This window comes from Microcoleus sp. S13C4, assembly GCF_036700865.1.
GTDB lineage: Bacteria > Cyanobacteriota > Cyanobacteriia > Cyanobacteriales > Microcoleaceae > Microcoleus.
In genome coordinates this window covers 1-20,025 of record NZ_JAUBPS010000032.1, presented here as the reverse complement: position 1 = coordinate 20,025, position 20,025 = coordinate 1, and the positions used below count along the sequence as shown (strand labels likewise).

10 protein-coding genes and 1 pseudogene are annotated in these 20,025 nt (G+C 45.0%); 1 reads left to right on the top strand and 10 read right to left on the bottom strand.

Annotated features, from left to right (window positions below; translation table 11 throughout):
- From QT996_RS15250 to QT996_RS15205, 10 genes are all read right to left on the bottom strand, one after another.
- Positions 1 to 897: a DUF2382 domain-containing protein gene (locus QT996_RS15250; protein ID WP_333047504.1), complete on the bottom strand. Its 897-nt coding sequence runs from the start codon at positions 895 to 897 to the stop codon at positions 1 to 3.
- A gap of 222 nt (positions 898 to 1,119) precedes the next feature.
- Entirely contained in the window at positions 1,120 to 1,980 is an 861-nt protein-coding gene (locus tag QT996_RS15245) for a DUF2382 domain-containing protein (RefSeq protein WP_333047501.1), read from the bottom strand.
- Between the two features lie 390 nt (positions 1,981 to 2,370).
- On the bottom strand, positions 2,371 to 2,886 hold the full coding sequence (locus tag QT996_RS15240) for a DUF1499 domain-containing protein (protein WP_333047500.1): 516 nt from the start codon (positions 2,884 to 2,886) through the stop codon (positions 2,371 to 2,373).
- A gap of 67 nt (positions 2,887 to 2,953) precedes the next feature.
- Positions 2,954 to 4,612, bottom strand: coding sequence for an adenylate/guanylate cyclase domain-containing protein (locus QT996_RS15235; protein ID WP_333047499.1), 1,659 nt, complete (start codon positions 4,610 to 4,612; stop codon positions 2,954 to 2,956).
- Positions 4,587 to 7,157, bottom strand: coding sequence for a response regulator (locus tag QT996_RS15230; RefSeq protein WP_333047497.1), 2,571 nt, complete (start codon positions 7,155 to 7,157; stop codon positions 4,587 to 4,589). The genes QT996_RS15235 and QT996_RS15230 overlap by 26 nt, the downstream gene beginning before the upstream one ends.
- Positions 7,154 to 7,549 carry a response regulator gene (locus QT996_RS15225; RefSeq protein WP_333047495.1) on the bottom strand — a complete coding sequence of 132 codons (396 nt, stop codon included), beginning with the start codon at positions 7,547 to 7,549 and terminating at the stop codon, positions 7,154 to 7,156. Before QT996_RS15225 ends, QT996_RS15230 begins: the two co-directional genes overlap by 4 nt.
- Before the next feature lie 310 nt (positions 7,550 to 7,859).
- Entirely contained in the window at positions 7,860 to 9,284 is a 1,425-nt protein-coding gene (locus tag QT996_RS15220; protein ID WP_333047493.1) for a response regulator, read from the bottom strand.
- Between the two features lie 7 nt (positions 9,285 to 9,291).
- Positions 9,292 to 13,239: a PAS domain S-box protein gene (locus QT996_RS15215; protein WP_333047491.1), complete on the bottom strand. Its 3,948-nt coding sequence runs from the start codon at positions 13,237 to 13,239 to the stop codon at positions 9,292 to 9,294.
- Positions 13,240 to 13,642: 403 nt separating this feature from the next.
- Positions 13,643 to 16,384, bottom strand: a complete 2,742-nt coding sequence (locus QT996_RS15210) for a family 10 glycosylhydrolase (protein WP_445304572.1) — start codon at positions 16,382 to 16,384, stop codon at positions 13,643 to 13,645.
- 426 nt (positions 16,385 to 16,810) lie between these two features.
- Complete coding sequence (locus QT996_RS15205; protein WP_333047488.1) at positions 16,811 to 19,558, bottom strand: DEAD/DEAH box helicase; 2,748 nt, start codon at positions 19,556 to 19,558, stop codon at positions 16,811 to 16,813.
- 214 nt (positions 19,559 to 19,772) lie between these two features.
- Between QT996_RS15205 and QT996_RS15200 the strand changes: the two are divergent.
- Positions 19,773 to 19,958, top strand: a pseudogene (locus QT996_RS15200) (succinylglutamate desuccinylase); the annotation flags it as partial.
- Positions 19,959 to 20,025 lie beyond the last annotated feature (67 nt).

Sequence of the window (20,025 nt, the reverse complement as noted above, 5' to 3'; positions counted from 1 at the left end):
TTAACTCTCTGAGTGGTGTTCCGTCATCCATTTTTGGTAAGTTTCCTCCAGTTGCTTGTCTTCCAAAACCAGTTCTAGGCGGACTTTAACGCAACCGTGGCGGGGTTGAGAGGCGATCGAATTTAAGATTTTGCTAGCTTTCTGGACAGAGGTAAATTCAGCCTTAACTGTCGGTTCCTGGCGATCGCTCTTAATCTCTGTCAAATCTATACCGGTGATGCTTCCCTCGCCCAAATCTATTTCGGCCAACACCTTCGGATCGTCGCCGACTTGTTCGACAATCAGCTTTTCCCACTGGATGGGTACTTGTACCATCCGAGTTTCAATTTCTTTACGCACTATGACTTCGCCAACTTTGCGCTTGCTACGATTAATCACCAATCGTTCTTCTAGGAGGCGAATTACTTCTTGATCGACAATATCTAAATTTTCCTCATCCTCATCTGTCTCCAAACTTTCATCGGTGCGATCGGCATCTGTTAGATTTGACATAACTTTTGAGGGCTTCGTTAACTCGGTGTTGTTAAATTCACTATGCGGTTCTGCTGAGGCATTTTCTAAATACGGACGCCCGCTATTGGTCGAAATTACCGGCAGCAGTTCGACTTGCGCCGAATTTATACTTACAAAGAGGGATTTTTCGTGATAATCGACTTTTTTTAGCAGCTTAATACTTAATAAGAAAAGACGGGTATTTTCGCTGCCTAGCCCGGCTACCACAAAGTTTAACTGACCGTTATCATCAAAATAGACATCTTTAACTTTGCCTACCAAGTGACCTTGATTGTCTTTGACTGTAAAACTTTTTAGCTTAGTCCTGACTTTCTCGGGTACCCGGTTGAGAGGCGTAATTGATTTAGCAGTTGCTATCTTTTCGGCTGATGCTTGACCGTTCATTTTTTAAACTTTCCTGCTTAGGGATTTTTATTATGAATTGGTAAGGGCAAATGGGTAAAGGCGGGGAAAGTGCATAAACGTTGCCAAAACCAGACAAGTTTTGTACCCCCCCCCGCCCCTCACTTAGGAATTGCGCGATCGCTACCAATCCAATCAAACCTGCGCGGTGACAGAATTATGTCATTAAGGCGCAATTCCTATGCAATAGCTGTTGCGGTTGGTTTAGATCTTTGGATTTTTATTATCTACAACCGCAGTTCCATCAGTCTTAACGTCTAATTCTTCACGACGCAAGGTTTCTTCGCCCTCAACCGTGGTGCGAACAACTTCTTTTCTGACGTTGACTTCTTCCCGGACGAAAGCTTCCTTGTGAATGTCGGCCGTTTCTTCGTAGACTTCCATGCGTGCAACTTCCCCTGATTGGAAGTCAGCGTCACCGACTGAAACTACTCGACCAGCTTCTACCGGGGTTACTCGCTCGATTACAACTCGTTCTTTTTCAATAGGTACTGAAGCTCGCGCTGTTTCAGTTTCCACGCGCTTGCCAACGGCGACTTCGCCTGTTTTGGCGCGGTTTTTGTTGGCAATCAAGCGTTCTTCATAAAGCTTGAGATTTTGGTGCTGCTGTTCGTTGGTTTCGTAGAGGGGGCGGTCGATATCGTAGTTGTAGCTGCTGCGATCGTAGCTAGCAGGAGTTGCAGTGCTTGCAGCGGCAGTTCCTTGATTGCGGTAAACGCCTCTTACCTGTTCTTCGCGATCGTAATCTACTGATTCTAATTCATTGTAAGCAGGCAATTGTTCTGCTTGAGCTTTGTTGCGAAGGCCTGTTGCGTGGACGCGACGGGCTCCGTAGTCGAAGCGGGCCGAGCCGATTGGCAACAATACTTTTTTGCCAAAAATCCAAATACCGGTATCAATTACCAGATAGCGGAAACGACCCGTGTCATCAACCAAAGCATCATAAACCGTCCCTACTTTTTCATCAGAGTCGCCAGCATAAACATCAAATCCCTTGATGTCGTCTCCAGCAAAGATTTCTTCCTGATAGTTAGGATAAAATTCTGCTAATCTTTGAAGTGCCATGTGTTTTTTCCTCTTTGCTCTACTTAAGTTAATAGTAGAAATTAATTCGTTCAGTTCCCTCTCCCTAAAGTCAGAAGTGTATAATTTAGGTTGTTTAATACTATAGGAATACTACGGCATCTCTTCTTCTGTGCTAGCTGACTCAGCTATTTTCAAGATTGTAAAACTCTACAATCGTCAATCTTATAACAAGTATTAAAACTCAAAGCCAACCGTAGAGACGCGGCATTGCTGTGTCCTACTCCCCCTGCAAAACACTCCTTTGCGCTGTGCCTACTGTTAATAATTGTTAACTAGGTGGTGAAAAATCAACATTACATAGTAATACCTAAATATTAAAGCCCCTCATTTTGCAGGAGAGGGGCTTCCGGAAAGCTAGAAAATTTAAGTTCAGAGTTGATTGAATTGAGTTCTGATAGCTTCTATCCGACTGCGGTTAACCCCCAAATCCGACTCTCCCAGACGCGAAGCCGATCGCACATGGATGACTTTTGCTTCATCATCTACCAAAAATTCAACGTCATCAACAAACCCCATCAAAGCACTGCTGAACTCCGCATATAGGTAATTATCAGTTGCCGTGATAATTTTAGTTTTTCCATAGGACTCGATCGCCCCTTTGAGCTTTGCCATCGCTTCACTCTGGGACGAAGTGTATGCTAAAGGCTCAATTTGGTGTTCGGCATCTTGACTGAAGCTGCTGACGCAGTTGGCGGAACTCGGGCACGCTGCGAGTTTTCCGGACACAATGCCGATATTGGCAGGTCTTTTTCCAGCAAACATTGTTTTTTCTCCGGGAATTGCGATAAAAGTAGCGATCGACAGTACCGCTACTGCTAGCAGCGATATTAAAATAGCCAGGACTTTTTTCAATGCTGTCGGCGATTTTGTTTCAACTGTTTGCAAAGGATTAGCCTCCTGAAAGTAAAAATTCTGTCTAATTTTAATATTAATTGAAATTTACATCAAAAATTTAAAAATATTTACTTTGTTCTTCAATCAACCAGTAAGTCAGCATTCTTCCTTTACCTTTAACCAAAATATGACCCCGTTCTTCAAGAACAAACTGCTCTTTCAAACGCTGGTAAGTCGGTACCGTCACTTGAATTTTACCAGGCAATCCGTTCGACTCCATGCGCGAAGCAACATTAACAGTATCCCCCCACAAATCATAGCTAAATTTGCTAATCCCAATAATTCCCGCCACCACCGAACCGCTGTGAATTCCGATCCGCAATTGAAAATTTTCTCCTATTTTGGCATTAAACCTCCTCAAAGCTGCCTGCATCTCCAAAGCTAAAAGTGCGATCGCCGAGGAGTGATCCTCCCGCGCTGTCGGCAAACCCCCAACCACCATGTAAGCATCCCCAATCGTCTTAATCTTTTCCAACCCGTGCAACTCAGACAACCTATCGAACTCCGAAAAAATTCCGTTCAAAATTTCTACCAACTGCGTCGGACTTTTGTGAGCAGAAAACTCTGTAAAACCGACCAAATCAGCAAACAATACGCTCACCTCATCAAAATGATCTGCTATCAACTTTTGCTCTTTTTGCAAGCGTTCGGCAATAGGTTTCGGTAAAATATTCAGCAACAATTTCTCTATTTGCTCTTGCTGCAATTTCAGCGCTGCCTCAGCTTGTTTCCGCTGAATCAGCGAACCGAGCTGCGTAGCAACCGCACTCACTAATTCCAACAAGCGCGGCTGACATTTCAGAACTTTCTCGCGATAAAAAATCAAAATAGCTAATACTTGGTTGTCTGCCAAAATAGGCACCCCAAAAGCCGCTTTCAATCCCACAGCCGCCGCAATTTCCGAGCGCAAAAAAACTTGTTTTGGTGCAGTAGAAACATCCTCGATCCATTCAGACTGCTGCGACTGCCAAACCCTCCCCGATAGCCCCACACCGGGAGCAAAAGTTAACTGCCAACTTGTTTGTCGGAATTGGGCAAAACTCAAGTCGCTAACGTATCGGCCTGTAGCGCATTTTAAAACGCCATCATTGCTAGGAATCCAAGCTTCGCCCAGATTCCATTCAATAGTTTTGCAAATTAAACCTAAAATCACATCTATAGCCGACTCAAAATCCTCCGATTTGCTAATAGCTTGAGTGGCCTTCAGCAGCAAGCTTGTTTCCATTTCAACCTGGCGGCGTTCGGCGATTTCCTGGTGCAACTGGACGTTTTGATCTGTCAATTTTTGATTTTTTTCTTGCAATTGCAGTTGCAATGAACGCACAGTAAGTTGATTGCTCACTCGCGCCAATACTTCTTTCACCTGAAAAGGTTTTGTGATATAATCTGACCCGCCCACTTCAAAAGCTTTTGCCTTATTTATTCCTTCTTCTAACGCACTGAGAAAAATGATGGGAATTTCCCTATATTGCGGTTCTGATTTTAATTTTTTACAAAGTTCGTAGCCGTCAATATCCGGCATCATAATATCGAGTAAAATTAAATCTGGTGCGCTCGACTGAATGGCATCTAACGCTGAAAAACCATTAGTAACAGGTCGAACTTTATAGCCATTTTTTTGCAAAATTCTAATCAACAGACGCAGATTATCTGGCGTATCGTCAACTACTAAAATATCTGCTTGATAGTCTTCAGTTTGTTCCGCCTTGATCTGCATTATCTGATTCCTCCGCCTCGGCAATTAAATTGAGTATTTTCTGGTAATCAAAATTATCGAGATGACCCTGGAGGATTTCGGCAAATTCAGGATGAGCATCCCTTATTTCCTCGATTGTCCTGACAATTAAGTCAAAATCTGCACTGCGTATTACCTGCTTCATGTTGTCTATCCATTCTGCGGGAAGTTTGGGCAAACAAGCAAGCCCAGCATTAAGGTGGGTGGCAGATAGATTATTTCGCTCGCCTATTGAGATAAAGTCCCTTGAGTTAGAGTAGAGATACTTCACCCCCAAATGTTTGTTGAGGGTATCAAATATATCTGTTTTGCGGAAAGGTTTGCTAATAAAATCGTCGCAGCCGACCAATAAAGCAAACGCTTGCCTCCCTTCAATTGTACTAGCGGTCAAAGCAATAATCTTCGGAATCGGGGAGTTGGGATGGGAAATCTTAATTTCCTCGTTTCCTTGCTGCTTTTGCTCTCTCTGCTTTATTCTGGTCTTAATTTGTTTAGTAGCTTCGTAGCCGTCCATCACTGGCATTCGCACATCCATCAAAATTAAGTGCGGATGCCAATTTTCCCACATTTCTATTGCTTCCTGACCGTTGGTGGCTTCTTGGAGCCCGAAACCCAAGGGAGAAAGCATTTTGACTAAAAGTTGCCGGTTGTCTTCGCGATCGTCCACAATTAAAATTCGGTAGCACGGTTGATTTGGTTCCAACCCCGTAACTTCGCGGTGAATTTGCGGAGCTGGAATATCAGCAGCATAAACCGCACCGACTGGAATTTCAAATTTAAAAGTTGTTCCGAGTTCCAGTTGACTTTCTACTACAATTTCTCCTCCCATTAGGCGGACAAATTGACGGCTAATATTCAATCCTAAACCCGTGCCTTTCTGGATTTTTTGACCGGAAGCTGTTTGCACAAAAGCCTTAAAAATATTCTCCAATTCTTCCGGAGAAATACCAACTCCTGTATCTTCAATTTCAAATACAAGGAAAAACCCCCTAACAGTTAAATCCTCAACCTCTTCTTTCACTTCTAGGCGGGTCAAGTTAGTGCTACTTGTCGAAAATTCCCGAATACTTCTTGTGGTATCAAAGCAAGATGTGGGACTGTCCAATAAATCCATAAATCCCGATTTGTCTAACTTTATAACTCTTAAGATGATTTCTCCTCTTTGCGTAAACTTAATCGCATTACTCAAAAGATTAATCAGCACTTGTCGCAGTTTAATATCATCGGTTCGCACATACTGAGGAACCTCAGCATCGCGCTCGAAACGCAACTGCAATTCTTGAGTTTGCACCCGCAGTTGAAACATATCTTGTAAATCGTCAAGCAAGCGGTAGATGTCGAAGTTTTTCGGGTTGAGGGTCATCCGCCCCGCTTCGATTTTTGACAAGTCTAAGACTTCATTGATCAATGTCAGCAAGTGTTCGCCACTACGGCGAATAATTCTCATATTTTCTCGGTTTTCGACAGTAAGATTCGGGCTGGGTTCCATGATTTGTGCAAACCCGAGTATGGAATTGAGAGGGGTACGCAACTCGTGGCTCATATTGGCAAGAAACGTACTTTTAGCTTGGTTTGCTGCTTCAGCAGCTAATGCGGCTTGTTGCAGTTGTTCTGTGCGTTCGTAAATTTGGGCTTCTAAGGTTTGCTGGTAATCTGCTAGTATTTTTTCGGCTTGTTTACGATCGCTAATATCTTGAAAAGCTGCGATCGCATAAGCAATATTTCCGCTAGCGTCAAAAATCGGCGTGGTATTGATCTCGATCGCAATTACTTTGCCATCTTGACGGATTTCTACATCGTCAACCTTGACAAATTCTCCTTTCAGTGCGCGCACAATTGGCAGATTTTCCGGCGGGTAAAGCTCATCAGTATTGGCAACATAAAGTTGATAAGTTGCAGCTAATTGTTCCGCAGTGCTTTCCGGGATAGTGTCTGCACCCAGCAAATCCCGCGCTGTCTGGTTGAAATAGGCGATCGAGCCATCGGGATTATAAACAGATACCCCCACTGGCAAAGCTTCTAAAAATTGACTCAGGCGGCTTTCACTCGCAGACAGCGCCTCATTTACTAGCTTTAACTCCTCGTTTACTTCTTGCCGCTTATGGATTTCATCTGTTAGCTTTTGGTCTTGCAAATAACTGTGAACTGCTTCTACTACCGTTAATTTTAAGTCTTCATTTTGCCAAGGTTTAGGGATATAACGGTATAATTTAGCATACTTTATAGCATTACTCAGGGCTTCCAAATCTGCTTGCCCCGTTAGCATAATGGTCAGCGTATCCGGCGAGCTTTCGTGAATTTTTCTAAGCAATTCGTCCCCTTTAATATCCGGCATGATATAATCGGAAAGCACCAAAGCAATCTCGCATTCCTCGGCCTTCAAATCTGCCAGCAACTCTAAAGCATCAGCACCCCCTTCAGCGGTTTCAATAATACACCGATCGCCGATCGCCTTTTTTAGTTCAATCTTTAAACTGTTCAAAACGTCAGGTTCATCATCAATACAAACAATCACAGGTTTTTTCATAACTTAGCCAGCCCCGATTTTATAGTCTCTATTAAGTCTTTGCTTTGCCAGGGTTTGGACAAACAACAGTATAAATTTGCTTCTTCTACTGCCCGCTGAAGTGCCACTGCATCCGCTTGTCCCGTCAACATCACCTTAATAATTTTAGGATATTTTTGGTGAACTTTAATTAAAAGTTCGTCACCTTTAATTCCCGGCATCAGCCAATCCGAAACAACCATAATCACCTGATCTTCTTCTTCTTGAAAGTCCTCAAGTAAATCTAAAGCTTCATCACCACTTTCAGCTAATTCATAAAAGTAATCATTTTTAAATTCATTTTTTAGCTGCATCTTGAGAGTATTCAAGATATCGGGTTCATCGTCAACGCAAATAATTACAGGCTTATTCATCTTTTCCTATCTGCTTTAATTTTACTGGTTTTAGCGACATGACTTGCTTATTACGTTATTGATTTTGCGGGGGGATGCATGCTATCTGTCCCCTATCTTATATCATTTTAGATTTTAGATTTTACATTTTATATGGAATGACTAATTTCATAAGGGGTTGGAGTACGGACATACAGTAAAAAAAAAATTACTGGTATTATTTTCATAAAACTTGCGAACATAAACTCGGTTTACCGCCATAAATCTTGTCTTTGTCAGGGAGACAGCGAGGAGTGCCACGGGGAATTAGCCACCTACAGGTAATTTTTGTTTAATAGATTGGCAGCGAGACTATAAAAGTTGTCTGCCCCGGTACAGAATCTACAGCAATCCTGCCTTCGTGTTTTTCCACAATTTTTCTCACAATATCCAATCCCAAGCCGCTACCTTCGCCCGCAGATTTAGTCGTAAAAAATGGCTTAAAAATTTTGGGAATAACTTCTGGGGGAATGCCTTTGCCGTTATCAGTAAATTTGAGGAAAATATTGGCCTCTTGCTGCCGAGTTTCAATCGTCAATATACCTTTATAATCCATTGCTTGCAGGGCATTATGAAGGAGATTCGTCCAAACTTGATTTAAATCATCGGGATAACACATAATTTCGGGTAAATCTCCATAATTTTTAACTACTTCTATACCGTGTTTGAGTTGATTTTGATAAAGAGTTAACACCGTTTCAATGCCATCGTGCAAGTTCGCCTGAACTTTTTCAGGTTTGCTATCGAAATGAGCGTAGGTTTTCAAGGCAAATACTACTTTTCCCGACTTCGCTGTCGCTCTTTGTATCAGACTAATACTTTTTTTAAAGCTCGCAAACTGGTAAGCAGTATTTAAAACTACTTCCCAATCCGGCGATTGAAAAAGCGGCAACAACTTTTCTAGGTTGTCGTAGATTTCCATATCAACTAAAGTATCGGCAATTTCATCGGCTTTTTCAACAGATTGTGCCATCAAATCCCCCGTCAACTGCTGCTTAAATTTCCGCTTCTCTTTGCTCGTAAACAAAGTTTCTTGATGTGTAGCTCGGTAGAGTAAATTAAAAAAATAACCTTGGTTTTCGTCAGAAAGTTCTTGAAAAATTTTAGGAAACTTTTGTAAAAAGTCATCCGAAAAAGTAGCTATATTATTGATTGAGGAACCTATAATGCCTAGGGGGGTATTGATTTCGTGGGCAATGCCGGCAATTAGTTGTCCCAGGGCAGCCATTTTTTCCGATTGAATCAAATGCTCTTGGGTGGCTTGCAGTTGGTGGAGCGCCGTTGCTAAATCTTGATTTTTTTCTTGCAAAGTTTGTTGCAGTGAACAAATTTTTAAATGAGTTTCTATCCGGGCTAAAACTTCTTCAATCTGAAACGGTTTAGTAATAAAGTCAACTCCGCCAACTGCAAAAGCTTTAACTTTATCCAGCACGTCATTAATCGCACTAATAAAAATAACAGGAATGTCTTTGGTGATTTCAGAATCTTTGAGTTGCTGGCAAACTTGATAGCCGTCCATTTCCGGCATCATAATATCCAGCAGGACTAGATCGGGGGGTATTTTTTGAGCAGCAGATAATGCTAGCTTGCCGTTGGGAACCGGGCGAACTTGATAGCCTTTTTCGCTCAAAATTCCTGCCAGCAGCCGCAGGTTTTCTGGCGTGTCGTCCACTACTAAAATATTAGGTCTATTGGTTTTAGGTAAAGTTGAATTCATCGGGTATTTATTGGTTATTTATGATATCGATTATGTTTAAAATTCGGTCATATTCAAAATTATTAATGCAATCTTGAAGCCTGTCCGCCAGAGAGGGATTAACAGTGCTGATTTGTGCGATCGAACGGGCGATCGCCTCCATGTCCACGCTCAAAATATTTTGCTTGAATTCGGCCATCCAGTCTGGAGAAAGAGAGGCAAAAGCCTCCGGTGTCAGCGCCTCCTGACTTGACTCCCCCATACCTGCCCCACTGACTACGGTTGGATCTTCATAAATATAGCGTACTCCTAAATGTTTTCCCATTGCCACAAAAATGTCCTCCTCTCGGAATGGTTTCCGCATAAAATCATCGCAACCAGCCGAAAGAATCACCGCCCGTTCTTCCTCCAAAACGCTAGCCGTCAGGGCTACAATCGCCGTTGCTTGCCCGCCAGTTGTAGTTTTAATCTGTTTGGTTGCCTCGTAGCCGTCCATCACCGGCATTCTCATGTCCATCCAAATCAGATGTGGCTCCCACTCCATAAAAATATCCACCGCTTCTTTACCGTTACTCGCTTCTCTCAACTCAAAGCCGAGTGGACTCAGAAGTTTTACCAACAGTTGGCGGTTCAAAGGTTTGTCGTCCACAATTAGCAAGCGATAACTCGGCTGATTCGGTTCGAGGGCAACAACTCGGCGTTGAGTTTTTTTGCTTTCAATATCAGCAGATTCAACCAGATGAACTTGGATGTCAAACTGAAATATTGTACCCTTTCCGACCTCGCTGCTAACAGTAATTGCACCTCCCATTAATTGTACGAACTGCCGACTAATTGCTAACCCTAAACCTGTTCCTTCCTGAGATTCTTTACCTGTTTTTGTTTGCACGAATGCTTCAAACAACTGATTTATTTCTTCAGCAGCAATGCCTGCACCGGTATCTTGAACTTCAAAATGCAGCGAGTAGCGATCGGGCAATTGGTCAGCGCTGTTATTGTGTATATTCCGCCTTCCTCCTTTGACTTGCACCGCTACTCCGCCTTGTGAAGTAAATTTAATGGCATTGTTGAGTAAATTAATTAATACTTGGCGCAATTTCACTTCATCAGTGCCAATGTAATGGGGTACTTCGGCGTCCCGAGCCAACATTAATTGCAAGCCTTTTTCCTCAGCTTTGAGAGCAAACATCTCTTCTAAATCGTCGAGCAGCCTGTACAAATCGAAGTTTTTTTCATAGAGGGTAGTGCGTCCTGCTTCGATTTTTGACAAGTCTAAGACTTGGTTAATTAAAGACAGCAAATGTTCGCCGCTCCGCAGGATAATACCGACATTTTCTTGATTTTCAGGAGACAGAGTTTTACTGCGAACCATGACTTGAGCGAAGCCGATAACCGCGTTCAAGGGCGATCGCAATTCGTGACTCATATTGGCGAGAAACGTACTCTTAGCTTTGTTTGCGGCTTCGGCTGCTTCTTTCGCCTGCTGCATTTTAATTTCCGCTTGTTTGTTCTCCGTAATGTCTTTAATAAAACCTTCGTAGTAAAGTAGATTTCCTGCTTCATCGCAGACAGCGCGACAATTTTCCGAAATCCAGATTATGCTGCCATCTTTGTGGTAAATTTCCGATTCAAAGTTTGATAGTATCCCGTACTCGTTCATTAGCGCTGCAAAGTCGTCGCGGCGGTTTGGTTTCACATAAAGCTGGTTATGGAAATTCGGCTGTGCTGCTATTAATTCTGCGGGCGATTCGTAACCATAAAGCTGAGCTAAAGCGGGGTTAGCGCTGATGTATTTCCCGTCACTAGCAGTTTGAAAAATGCCATTCAAAGCATTTTCATAAATGTTGCGGTACTTTTCTTCTGCTTCCCGGAGGGCAGTTTCTGCTTTTTGGCGATCGGTAATATCGCTAGAAATCGACAAAAAACAAGCTTCTCCGTCAATATCGATGGTTTCTATCGACAGCAATGCCGTTCTTTCTGTACCATTTTTATTACGAAACCTGAGTTCATAATTGTGAAGAGCCGTCTTATTTTTTAACATTTGAATCATGCGATCGCGCTCTCCCAAACTCGCCCAAAAATTGAGCTGTACCGCTGTTTTTCCAATAATTTCTTCGTGACTGTACCCCATCATCCGACAAAAGCTCTCATTGGCTTCAATGTGGCGACCATCGCTAATTCTAGTCAGGGTAATCGCATTAGGACTTAAACGGAAAGCTTTAGAAAACTTTTCTTTTGCCTTGGCAAGATCGGCGGTACGTTCTGCAACTTGCACTGCTAAATTCTCGTTGTATTCATTTAATACTTTCTCCGCTAGTTTGCGTTCTGTAATATCTTGAAAAGCGCACATCCCGTAGATAATATTTCCTTGAGCGTCATAAATAGGAGTTCCCCAAACTTGCAGGGGAACAGTTTTGTCAGCCGAGGAGATTTCTATGTCATCAACAGTTACACTTTTACCCTGCAAAGCATTTAAAATTGGGTCGCGTTCCGCCGGGTATATTTCCTGAGTGCCAGCTAAATAAACTTGGTAGGATTGACGTAAACTTTCGGAATCTGCTGGTACAATTCCTTGAGATAAAAGTTGCTCTCCGGTAGGATTAATGTAGTGAGGTTGACCGTTGGCATCTGCAATGAAAATTCCTAGCGGTACTGCATTGAGAAATTGTTTAACTCGGTTTTCGCTTTCCGAGAGAGAAGTAAATGAATGCTGCAATTGCTCTGCCATGCTGTTAAAAGCAGTGGCAAGTTCTCCGAGTTCATCTTCGCGATTCAGAGTGAGCTTTGTATCCCATTCATTCCGCGCCAAAGCTTTCGCAGCCGCATTCAATTTTAAAATCGGCTGCACCACCCATTTAGCAGTAAGAATACCCAGAAGTGTCGCCCCAATTAAAGCTGCAACCGACAGCAAAAAAGTCGTGCGCGTATTGGCGTTAATTTGTTCCATAAAGTCCGATTCTGGCACAACTACTACAATCAGCCAATCCAACCCTCGATTGTCTTTAAAAGGAGCTACCTGAATAAAATTTCGCTTGCCGTCAACATCAAAAGTAAGCTGTTGAGAATTATTGATTTTAGCTAAGCTATCGTAGGATTTGTCTAAATGCTGTGCAGTTTGGCGAATTATCGGATTCTCGCTTTCTGAAGCTTTAATGCGTCTTGTTTCTTTACCTTCCACCACGACGAATTCTTGACTCGCCGTTGAAGTGGCAATTAACATTCCCGATCGCTCCATCACAAAAGTTTGTCCTGATTTGCCAATTTTGAGGCTAACCAGAAATTCTTTGATGCGGGAAAACAGCAAATCGCTGCCCGCTACGCCTAACAATTTGCCAGCGTCGTCGTAGATAGGCAAAGCAGCAGTAATTGCCAGTTCCCTAGTCAAAAAATCTGTATAAATTGGAGTCCAAATAGGTTTTTTTGCCGCCGCTGCCGCTATGTACCACGGGCGAGTTCGCGGGTCGTAAATATTGGGTGATATTTGCACTAATTGAAGGCGGTTTCCCTGAGAGTCCGCAGTATATCGAGCTAATTTATTGCCAGTAGAGCTGTCAGCAGCCGATATCAAAATCCTATCTTTAGTGCGGATTGCTCCCGAATGTTCTCCATTTTCTTTGCCTGTGTAAATGATGCTGATAGAATCAAAATATTGAATTTGTTCGAGGAAATGATGTTCTAGTTTTTGGTTGTCTTCTAGGTTCAACTGCCCCAATTTTATGCCCTGAACGTTCAGGTGATTGACTATGTGGGGAATTGACATATAATTTTCCATGCGGTCTTTGATGCGATCGCTAATTTCTCCCCGCAACTGAGCGGCCACATCGTTGACTGCCCGCTGACCGTTTTGGAACGACAGCCAACCTACAACTCCTACGGTGCCGACAATCTGCACTAAAAAAGGAACCACTAGCACCGTTTGTAATGGAGCTTTGCCGATAATTTTGGTAGCAAAGCGATTGAGGGGTTTAGGAAACATATTCATCCTCAGAGGAATTGGGAATTGGGCATGGGGAATTGGGCATTGGTAATTGTTGGGAGTTTTGATTGTAAATTATGTTCCCTTTGCCCTTCCTTTTCTCCTTCTGCTGTAGTTTACTGACCACAGTACCGTCGATCAATTTAAATCAATATAGCGTATTTATACTCAGAGTTTTTTCGTAACTACTGATACAGATAATTGGGCGCGCTCGGCCCTAAGTCGAAATCATCTTATGTATTGCACAATTATCAATAATTCTTGGACGGGCGGGCAGAATACCCACCCCACAAGAAAACTCATTCTTTGTCGAACAGGTCAGAAAGCATGTTAAGCGAGAATGGTGCAAGATATCAGTTTTAACAAACAGTAGCTAACCAGAACTCCGCTCAAAAACCTGCATTTACCTGCGATTCAGCTCCATCCTTTCACCGTAACGTAACAGCATATCCAAACTCTCCAAACGATTTTGCCAAGTTTGAACTTGATAGCTATTATCTGCCGAATGCAAGCGCATTGAAGATTGAAATTGAGATTGAAAACTCCCCAACAATCTTTTAGCAGTTGCTAAACTTTCCCTAGAAGGATTTGCGGCCAATGTGCTCAAAGCTTGCGCCAATTCATCCGATCGACTTTGCAAAACTTTTAGTTCAGATTCCGACACCCGCAACTGATTGTTAGCCAACAAAAAACTCCATTCCTGCTTGAGAGCAGTATACCGCGAAGCCGCCGCCGCAAACGGCTGTCGGTAAGGAATCGGCTCTGCTGCAGAAGTGGAACGCACCGGCGGGCCTTGAGTGCGGTTAAAAAAGCCTTGCATCCCGCTGCTGATACTTTCCACCGCAAAAATAGCATAGCCCCCAGTCGGCAAATCGCGCAAAGCTTGAATTTGGTCGATCGCCACAACTTCCGGGAGAGTCAACAACTTAACCGCCGGAGAAATCAAAGCCGAACCCAGAATTTGTTCCTTTACCAACGGTTCGGTGATGCGCTGAAGTCGGTTCGTATCCAAAGCATAAGTCATCGGCACAATCAAATCTACAATACCTTGACGAGCCCAAACTTCCCAATTTTGCTGAATTTTGTAAATCCGCTGACTTTCCGGGTGCGGAAACACCGCCACCGACAGAATTGTGCGCGGATAATTCTGTCGCAAAAGCTGAGAAACTTCAGCTACAAAAGTATTAATTTGATTAGTTTTAAACTCAACCCACTGCCGCCACAAACTGCCGTCCCTGGGGGAAATATTTACCGGATCTGCACCAGTTAACTGCTTAAATTGCTGCCTCCCCGCAATACCGTAACCGTAAGTAAAATTCGCATTGTCATCTTGAAAAGGATAGCGAATATAGTCTAATTGCACCCCATCTACTTTGTAGCTATTGGCAATTTCGCTGACAATTCGCAGCAAATAATTACGCGCTTCCGGGTTAGCAGGATCGAGATAAAATTTACCATCGTTAGGATTTTGTGTGCGTCCTTTATTGTCAATATTTGCCCAATCTGGATGAGCGGAAAGCACTGGTCCCGGATAAGAACTAGGCTTGCCAATTAAAGTATTGTGGCGCTTATTTCCTGTAGCAAAAACCCAAACCCAAGCGTGCAGTTCCATGCCTCGCTCGTGAGCCAATTTAACCGCAGATTGCAGGGGGTCCCAGCCAACGGTGAGGGGGTTTTGTTGCGGTGCAACTTGACTGGGATAAATGGTATATCCGGCATTCAATGTTTCAAAGAAAACGGTATTGATACCGGCGGCGGCGAGCCGATCGAACACGGAGGCCAAACCCTGTTCAGATCGCGCTGCGACGATCGTCCCGCGATCGAGCCAAACCCCCCGAATTTCCGCCCCAACGCGCTGTCCTTCCTTCGGGTAATTTTGCCACAGCAACTGCCGCGCTTCCACCCACTGCTTTCTAGCCTCCGCGTAGTTTTGCTCTTGCAGGAGTTGGTCAAAACTTTGCAAAACCTGTCGCGCTTGGGCGATCGCCCGCGCCGTTGCTCCTTGCAGAACAGGCGGGCGGCTGGCTGCCGGGCCGCCGGCACTGTTGCTTGCCGCTACCAGTTGAGGGGGGGTAGCAGCATTGAGATTAACAGGCGTATTGGCTGAATTAGCTGCTGTCAGGGCGCTTTCAAATCTGCCGAGGAGGTTGGTGAGTTCTTGGCGCATCAAGTACGCTTCAATGCTGACGATCGGCTTATTGGAATTTGCCTGCACATCCAAACCCGCCGACGCCGACTGATCAGAAGGGTCTGTAAAAGTTGCAGGTACTGGATCGGAAAGCGCACCCGATGGAGAAAGTCGGCTCAGCGGGCTACTAGGTGGCGAAGTAGGGCTGTTTCTAGTGAGTCTGGACGGGGGATTGGGTAGTGGAGCCGTAGCAGCAGTGGGCGGCGCTACAGGCCCAGAAGCGATTGTGCCTCCCCAGCGGGCGATCGAGGCTTGCAACCAAGCCTTATCTACATTTTCCGAACCGTCGCTACCCCAGCGCCAGCCGAGATAGGTAGCGCGATCGGTGGCGATGGCTGCGGAGGAACCGGAACTATCTTTCCAAGTAGCAATAGTTTGACTGTTCGCATCAGCCGGAATCAAGACACCGCCTTGGACTGAGGCATTTTTTTGTTCTGGTGGCATCCAACTGCTAGAAGTAGTGCAAGCCAGATCCCGACAGCGGTTGCGCGGTTGCGGGGTCGCCGGTTGGGTTAACGGAAAAGCCCAATAGGCCCCAAGGAGCGATCGCAAAGATTGGCGCACCAAGGCCGGGGAACTGCGACCGACTGGGCCCGAAGCAATCAAGCGACCGCCCTGGGATGCCCAAGCTTCTAAAACTTTAATTTGCGCCGGACTCAAGGTTTCAATATTGGGCAAAAACAGCACGTTAACGCCTGCTAAATCCGCCGTACTTTTGATTTCTTCGAGATTGATTGGTTTGTAAGCAATGCCACTTTCCCAGAGGCGCGTGGTAATCTTTACCCAATCGGGAGAATTCTCGGAACTGCGAACAACACCCAGAACTACTTCAGCGAAACTCGGAGAGGGAAATAGGATAAAGAGATTGAGTAATGTACTTGCTAGAGTGCCAATTAAGACTCTTTGCAAGAAAGTGAAAAAGCGAATTTTTTGAGCCTGAGAGCAGGCATCAGGCATTTGATGAGGCTTTTTGATTTGTTGCATCATAAATATGAGAATTACCCAGCGCACCGCTAGACAAAAATTCAATAACAATTAAGAGCGATCGATCCGCACCATACAATTTTCTATCCTGCCCTGCAACCTGAATCAGGAAAAAGTGCGATCGATCGATTTTAGATTTTAGATTTTAGATTTTGGATTTTAGATTTTGGATTTTAGATTTTGGATTTAAATCGGGATCTATTCCTCATGACAGTTGACTGTTGACTGTTTGGACATTTGGGCATTTGAACAATACCGATGCCACCGGAAACGATTTTAGATTAAAATCTGCGTGCATTTGGGTTGAAAAACCAAAAATACAATTTAGATGCCGGACAGCTTACAGCCAACAGCCAACAGTCAACAGTCAACAGTCAACTGTCAACAGTCAACAGTCAACTAATTTTCTGGCGTTGCAGCTTCATTCACCGGGAATCGATCGATTAACTGCATCGCCCGACAAGCATTCCTCCGCAAAGAATCCGAAACATGAGGAACATGAGGAATCTGAGACAAGAAATCCAAAGTCCGGCGCAAAATCCGCACCACATCCCCTTCATCCAAACTCGTATGGCTAATCAGTTCCAGCCATTCAACACCCAGAGCCCACTGTTCGACCAAAGTCACTAAATCCCGTTCCAGCCAAATCGGGATCGCAGCTTCATGACGGTACTGCACTTGAAACAATCGGCGCCGCAAGCCTTTTTGCAGATTGTCCAAAGGTGCCAAAACTTCCGGCGACAGCGAGTAGTGAGTCCAACTGTCGGGCCTGGAAACTTCTGTAACTAAGGCCGCGCAAGCAGCAGCGAGGTGGTGCGGGTCGAGTTCGTCAAACTCCGCAGACATCAGCGACAAACCCAGCCATAGTTCGTTATCGCCGCGAATGGCGGCGCAAGCTTGGCCCAAGACTGTGGGTACCAACCTGTCGGAGGAGTCATCTCGGTTTCCAGTTGCCGAAACAACTTTTTCCAAGCAGCCGAAATTCAGCAATATGTCGATTAAGTTGAGAAATTGCTCCCAGTAGCGAGCTCGCTGCTTTTCTAAGTCTTGTTCGCTTTTGCGGATTTCTTTTTTCAATTCTTCCCGACGGCGCTGGCGTTTGAGCAAAGTACCGGGATTGCCCCATACTAGAACCGGGTGAATTTCTAGCTTAGCTTCTAGGGCTGCGATTTTCTGCTGTTGCTCGATCGCCTCTGGGCTCGGTTCCGGTGTCGGCAATTCTGGGATCGATGCAGCAATTGAAGCAGTTTCTTCATTTGCCAAGCGGCACTGGCCGAGTCTCAGGGGCATTTCCGACGGCGGGTTCAAGGTATCTGCAACGGTCAAGCGAGGTAATTCGGCGTGCAGACTAGCGACATCGCTAATGGCAACGACATACCAGCGGTTATCTTTGCCCAAGCACACCAAATTTGGTGCTTGGCCAGAACCTGCGATTTTGGCAACCAATACGGCGGGTACAGGATTTGTGTGCGATCGTTTGGCTGTCGGAACGTGCTTACCTTTGAGACTCAGAACCGTACCGAGAACTGCAAAAGCCACAGCTACTGACATTTCCTTAAATCGCGCTTCTTCAGCTTGCTGCAATAGAATTTTGAGCAAACGTTTGTCTTCTTTGAGTCTTGCCTGCAATTTTTCGTAATGGGCGAGCTCTTTTTCCAGGGTGGAGACATTTCCTCCGGCCGCCAGGGACTGTTCAAGCACCGCCAATTCTGTTTGCAATCGGTCTAATTCTTCTTGCTGCGGCTGCAAGTACAAGGTAGACAGGTATTGACCAAAACTCCGCTCTACCAACTCTTGAGCTTCGTCAAGAGTGTGAGTTTGCAGCAAATTCAGCACCATGCCGTAGCTGGGCGTAAACTGACTGGCGAGGGGGTCGGCTTTGGCTGTTGCCAAATATGAGGCTTCTTTTGCGCCTTCAAAGCGCGTCTGAACTGCTACCACGTGTCCCAGCTTGTCCATGCCCCGCCGACCCGCCCGACCGGCCATTTGCAGGAATTCTGAAGCGTTTAGCAGCCGATGTCCCTTGTCGGTGCGCTTGGACAGGGTGGAAATAACTGTGGTGCGGGCGGGCATATTAATCCCGGCTGCTAGGGTTTCGGTGGCAAATACGACTTTTATCAAACCTCTGCCGAAAAGTTCTTCTACTAAACCTTTCCAAGCGGGCAAAATGCCTGCGTGGTGGGCGGCGATGCCTTTTAAAAGTGCTTCTTTTTGACCGAAGCGTTCTGCTTCTGGGTTTCGCTGTAAAAAATCGTCAATTATGCGTTTGAGTTCGGCTGTTTCGGCTTCGTTAACTAGGGAGAAATTGCCGACTTCTGCGACTGCTTGGTCGCACCCGCGACGGCTGAAGATGAAGTAAATTGCTGGTAGCATATCTCGATCGTCCAACCGGGCCAAAACATCGGTCAAACTCGGAGTGGGGATGCTGCCTCTTTCTACTTTTTGCTGCTTCTTTTTGGGGACTAACCGGATATTGGCTCTTTTGCCGGTCTCGTCTAGCAGGGGAAATATCCCTTTTTGGTTGGCGAAGTGGAATTGCAGCGGTACTGGCCGAAAGTCTGAGTAGACGAGCTCTGTGGGCCCGTGGACTTTGTTAATCCAGTCTGTGAGTTGGTCGCTATTGGCAACGGTTGCTGAGAGGGCGAGCAGTTGAATTTCGCTCGAACAGTAGATGATGGATTCTTCCCAGACGGTACCACGCTGGCGATCGTTCATGTAGTGACACTCGTCGAGCACCACGGTTTCGACTCCGGTGAGGGAAGTACCGACTTCTCCGATCGGCGTACCGTAGAGCATATTCCGAAATATTTCGGTAGTCATCACCAAAATCGGCGCATCTCGATTAACGGAGATGTCGCCCGTCAGCAAACCTACGTTGTCGTCTCCAAATTGACTGCGGAAGTCGCGCAGCTTTTGGTTGGAAAGAGCTTTGAGGGGAGTGGTGTAGAAGACGCGCCGCCCCCTGGAGAGTGCTTGATGGATGGCGTATTCGCCGATTAAAGTTTTCCCCGAGCCTGTGGGAGCGCACACGACAACGGATTTACCTGCATCGAGGGCGGCGATCGCCTCTCTCTGAAAGTTATCTAGCTCGAAGGGAAATATGGTCTTCAGATCCAGCTCTGGGCGGTTCTGGGCAGTGTCTTGCACAAGGATTATTATAAGGTTTCAGGGAAGTATGCTTAAATCTTGCTCAAAGCAAGTCAGCAGAGGACTGTATTGATTTTAGACCTTCGCCACCAAATCGGCTATGAAGGAATAAGTCTGTTGGCAGTTGGCAATTGGCAGTTGACAGTTGACAGAAGAAATTTTTGCCTTCTTCCCTCTTCCTTCTTCCCTCTTCCTTCTTCCTTCTTCCTTCTCTATGATTCCAGTTATTTCGACTATTCCTGTGGTGCAGCTTGCTTCGGGCGATCGGCTTTCACTGCAAGTCTATCAGTTTCAAGGTGCTGTTCCCGGCAAAAAAGCTTATCTCCAATCTAACCTCCACGGCGCTGAGATTAGTGGTAATGCTGTGATTTACCAATTAATTGAGTTTTTAATAGACCTCTTGCGAAAGTGCGCTCGTTCTAGGTAAAATAAAAGAAAAAATTAGATTAATAATATGAATTACGAAC

Bases quoted from the DNA above. Each gene is read 5' to 3' on its own strand.
- QT996_RS15250 (WP_333047504.1), bottom strand. From the start codon at position 897: ATGAACGGTCAAGCATCAGCCGAAAAGATAGCAACTGCTAAATCAATT.
- QT996_RS15245 (WP_333047501.1), bottom strand. From the start codon at position 1,980: ATGGCACTTCAAAGATTAGCAGAATTTTATCCTAACTATCAGGAAGAA.
- QT996_RS15235 (WP_333047499.1), bottom strand. From the start codon at position 4,612: ATGCAGATCAAGGCGGAACAAACTGAAGACTATCAAGCAGATATTTTA.
- QT996_RS15230 (WP_333047497.1), bottom strand. From the start codon at position 7,157: ATGAAAAAACCTGTGATTGTTTGTATTGATGATGAACCTGACGTTTTG.
- QT996_RS15225 (WP_333047495.1), bottom strand. From the start codon at position 7,549: ATGAATAAGCCTGTAATTATTTGCGTTGACGATGAACCCGATATCTTG.
- QT996_RS15220 (WP_333047493.1), bottom strand. From the start codon at position 9,284: ATGAATTCAACTTTACCTAAAACCAATAGACCTAATATTTTAGTAGTG.
- QT996_RS15215 (WP_333047491.1), bottom strand. From the start codon at position 13,239: ATGTTTCCTAAACCCCTCAATCGCTTTGCTACCAAAATTATCGGCAAA.
- QT996_RS15210 (WP_445304572.1), bottom strand. From the start codon at position 16,384: ATGCCTGATGCCTGCTCTCAGGCTCAAAAAATTCGCTTTTTCACTTTC.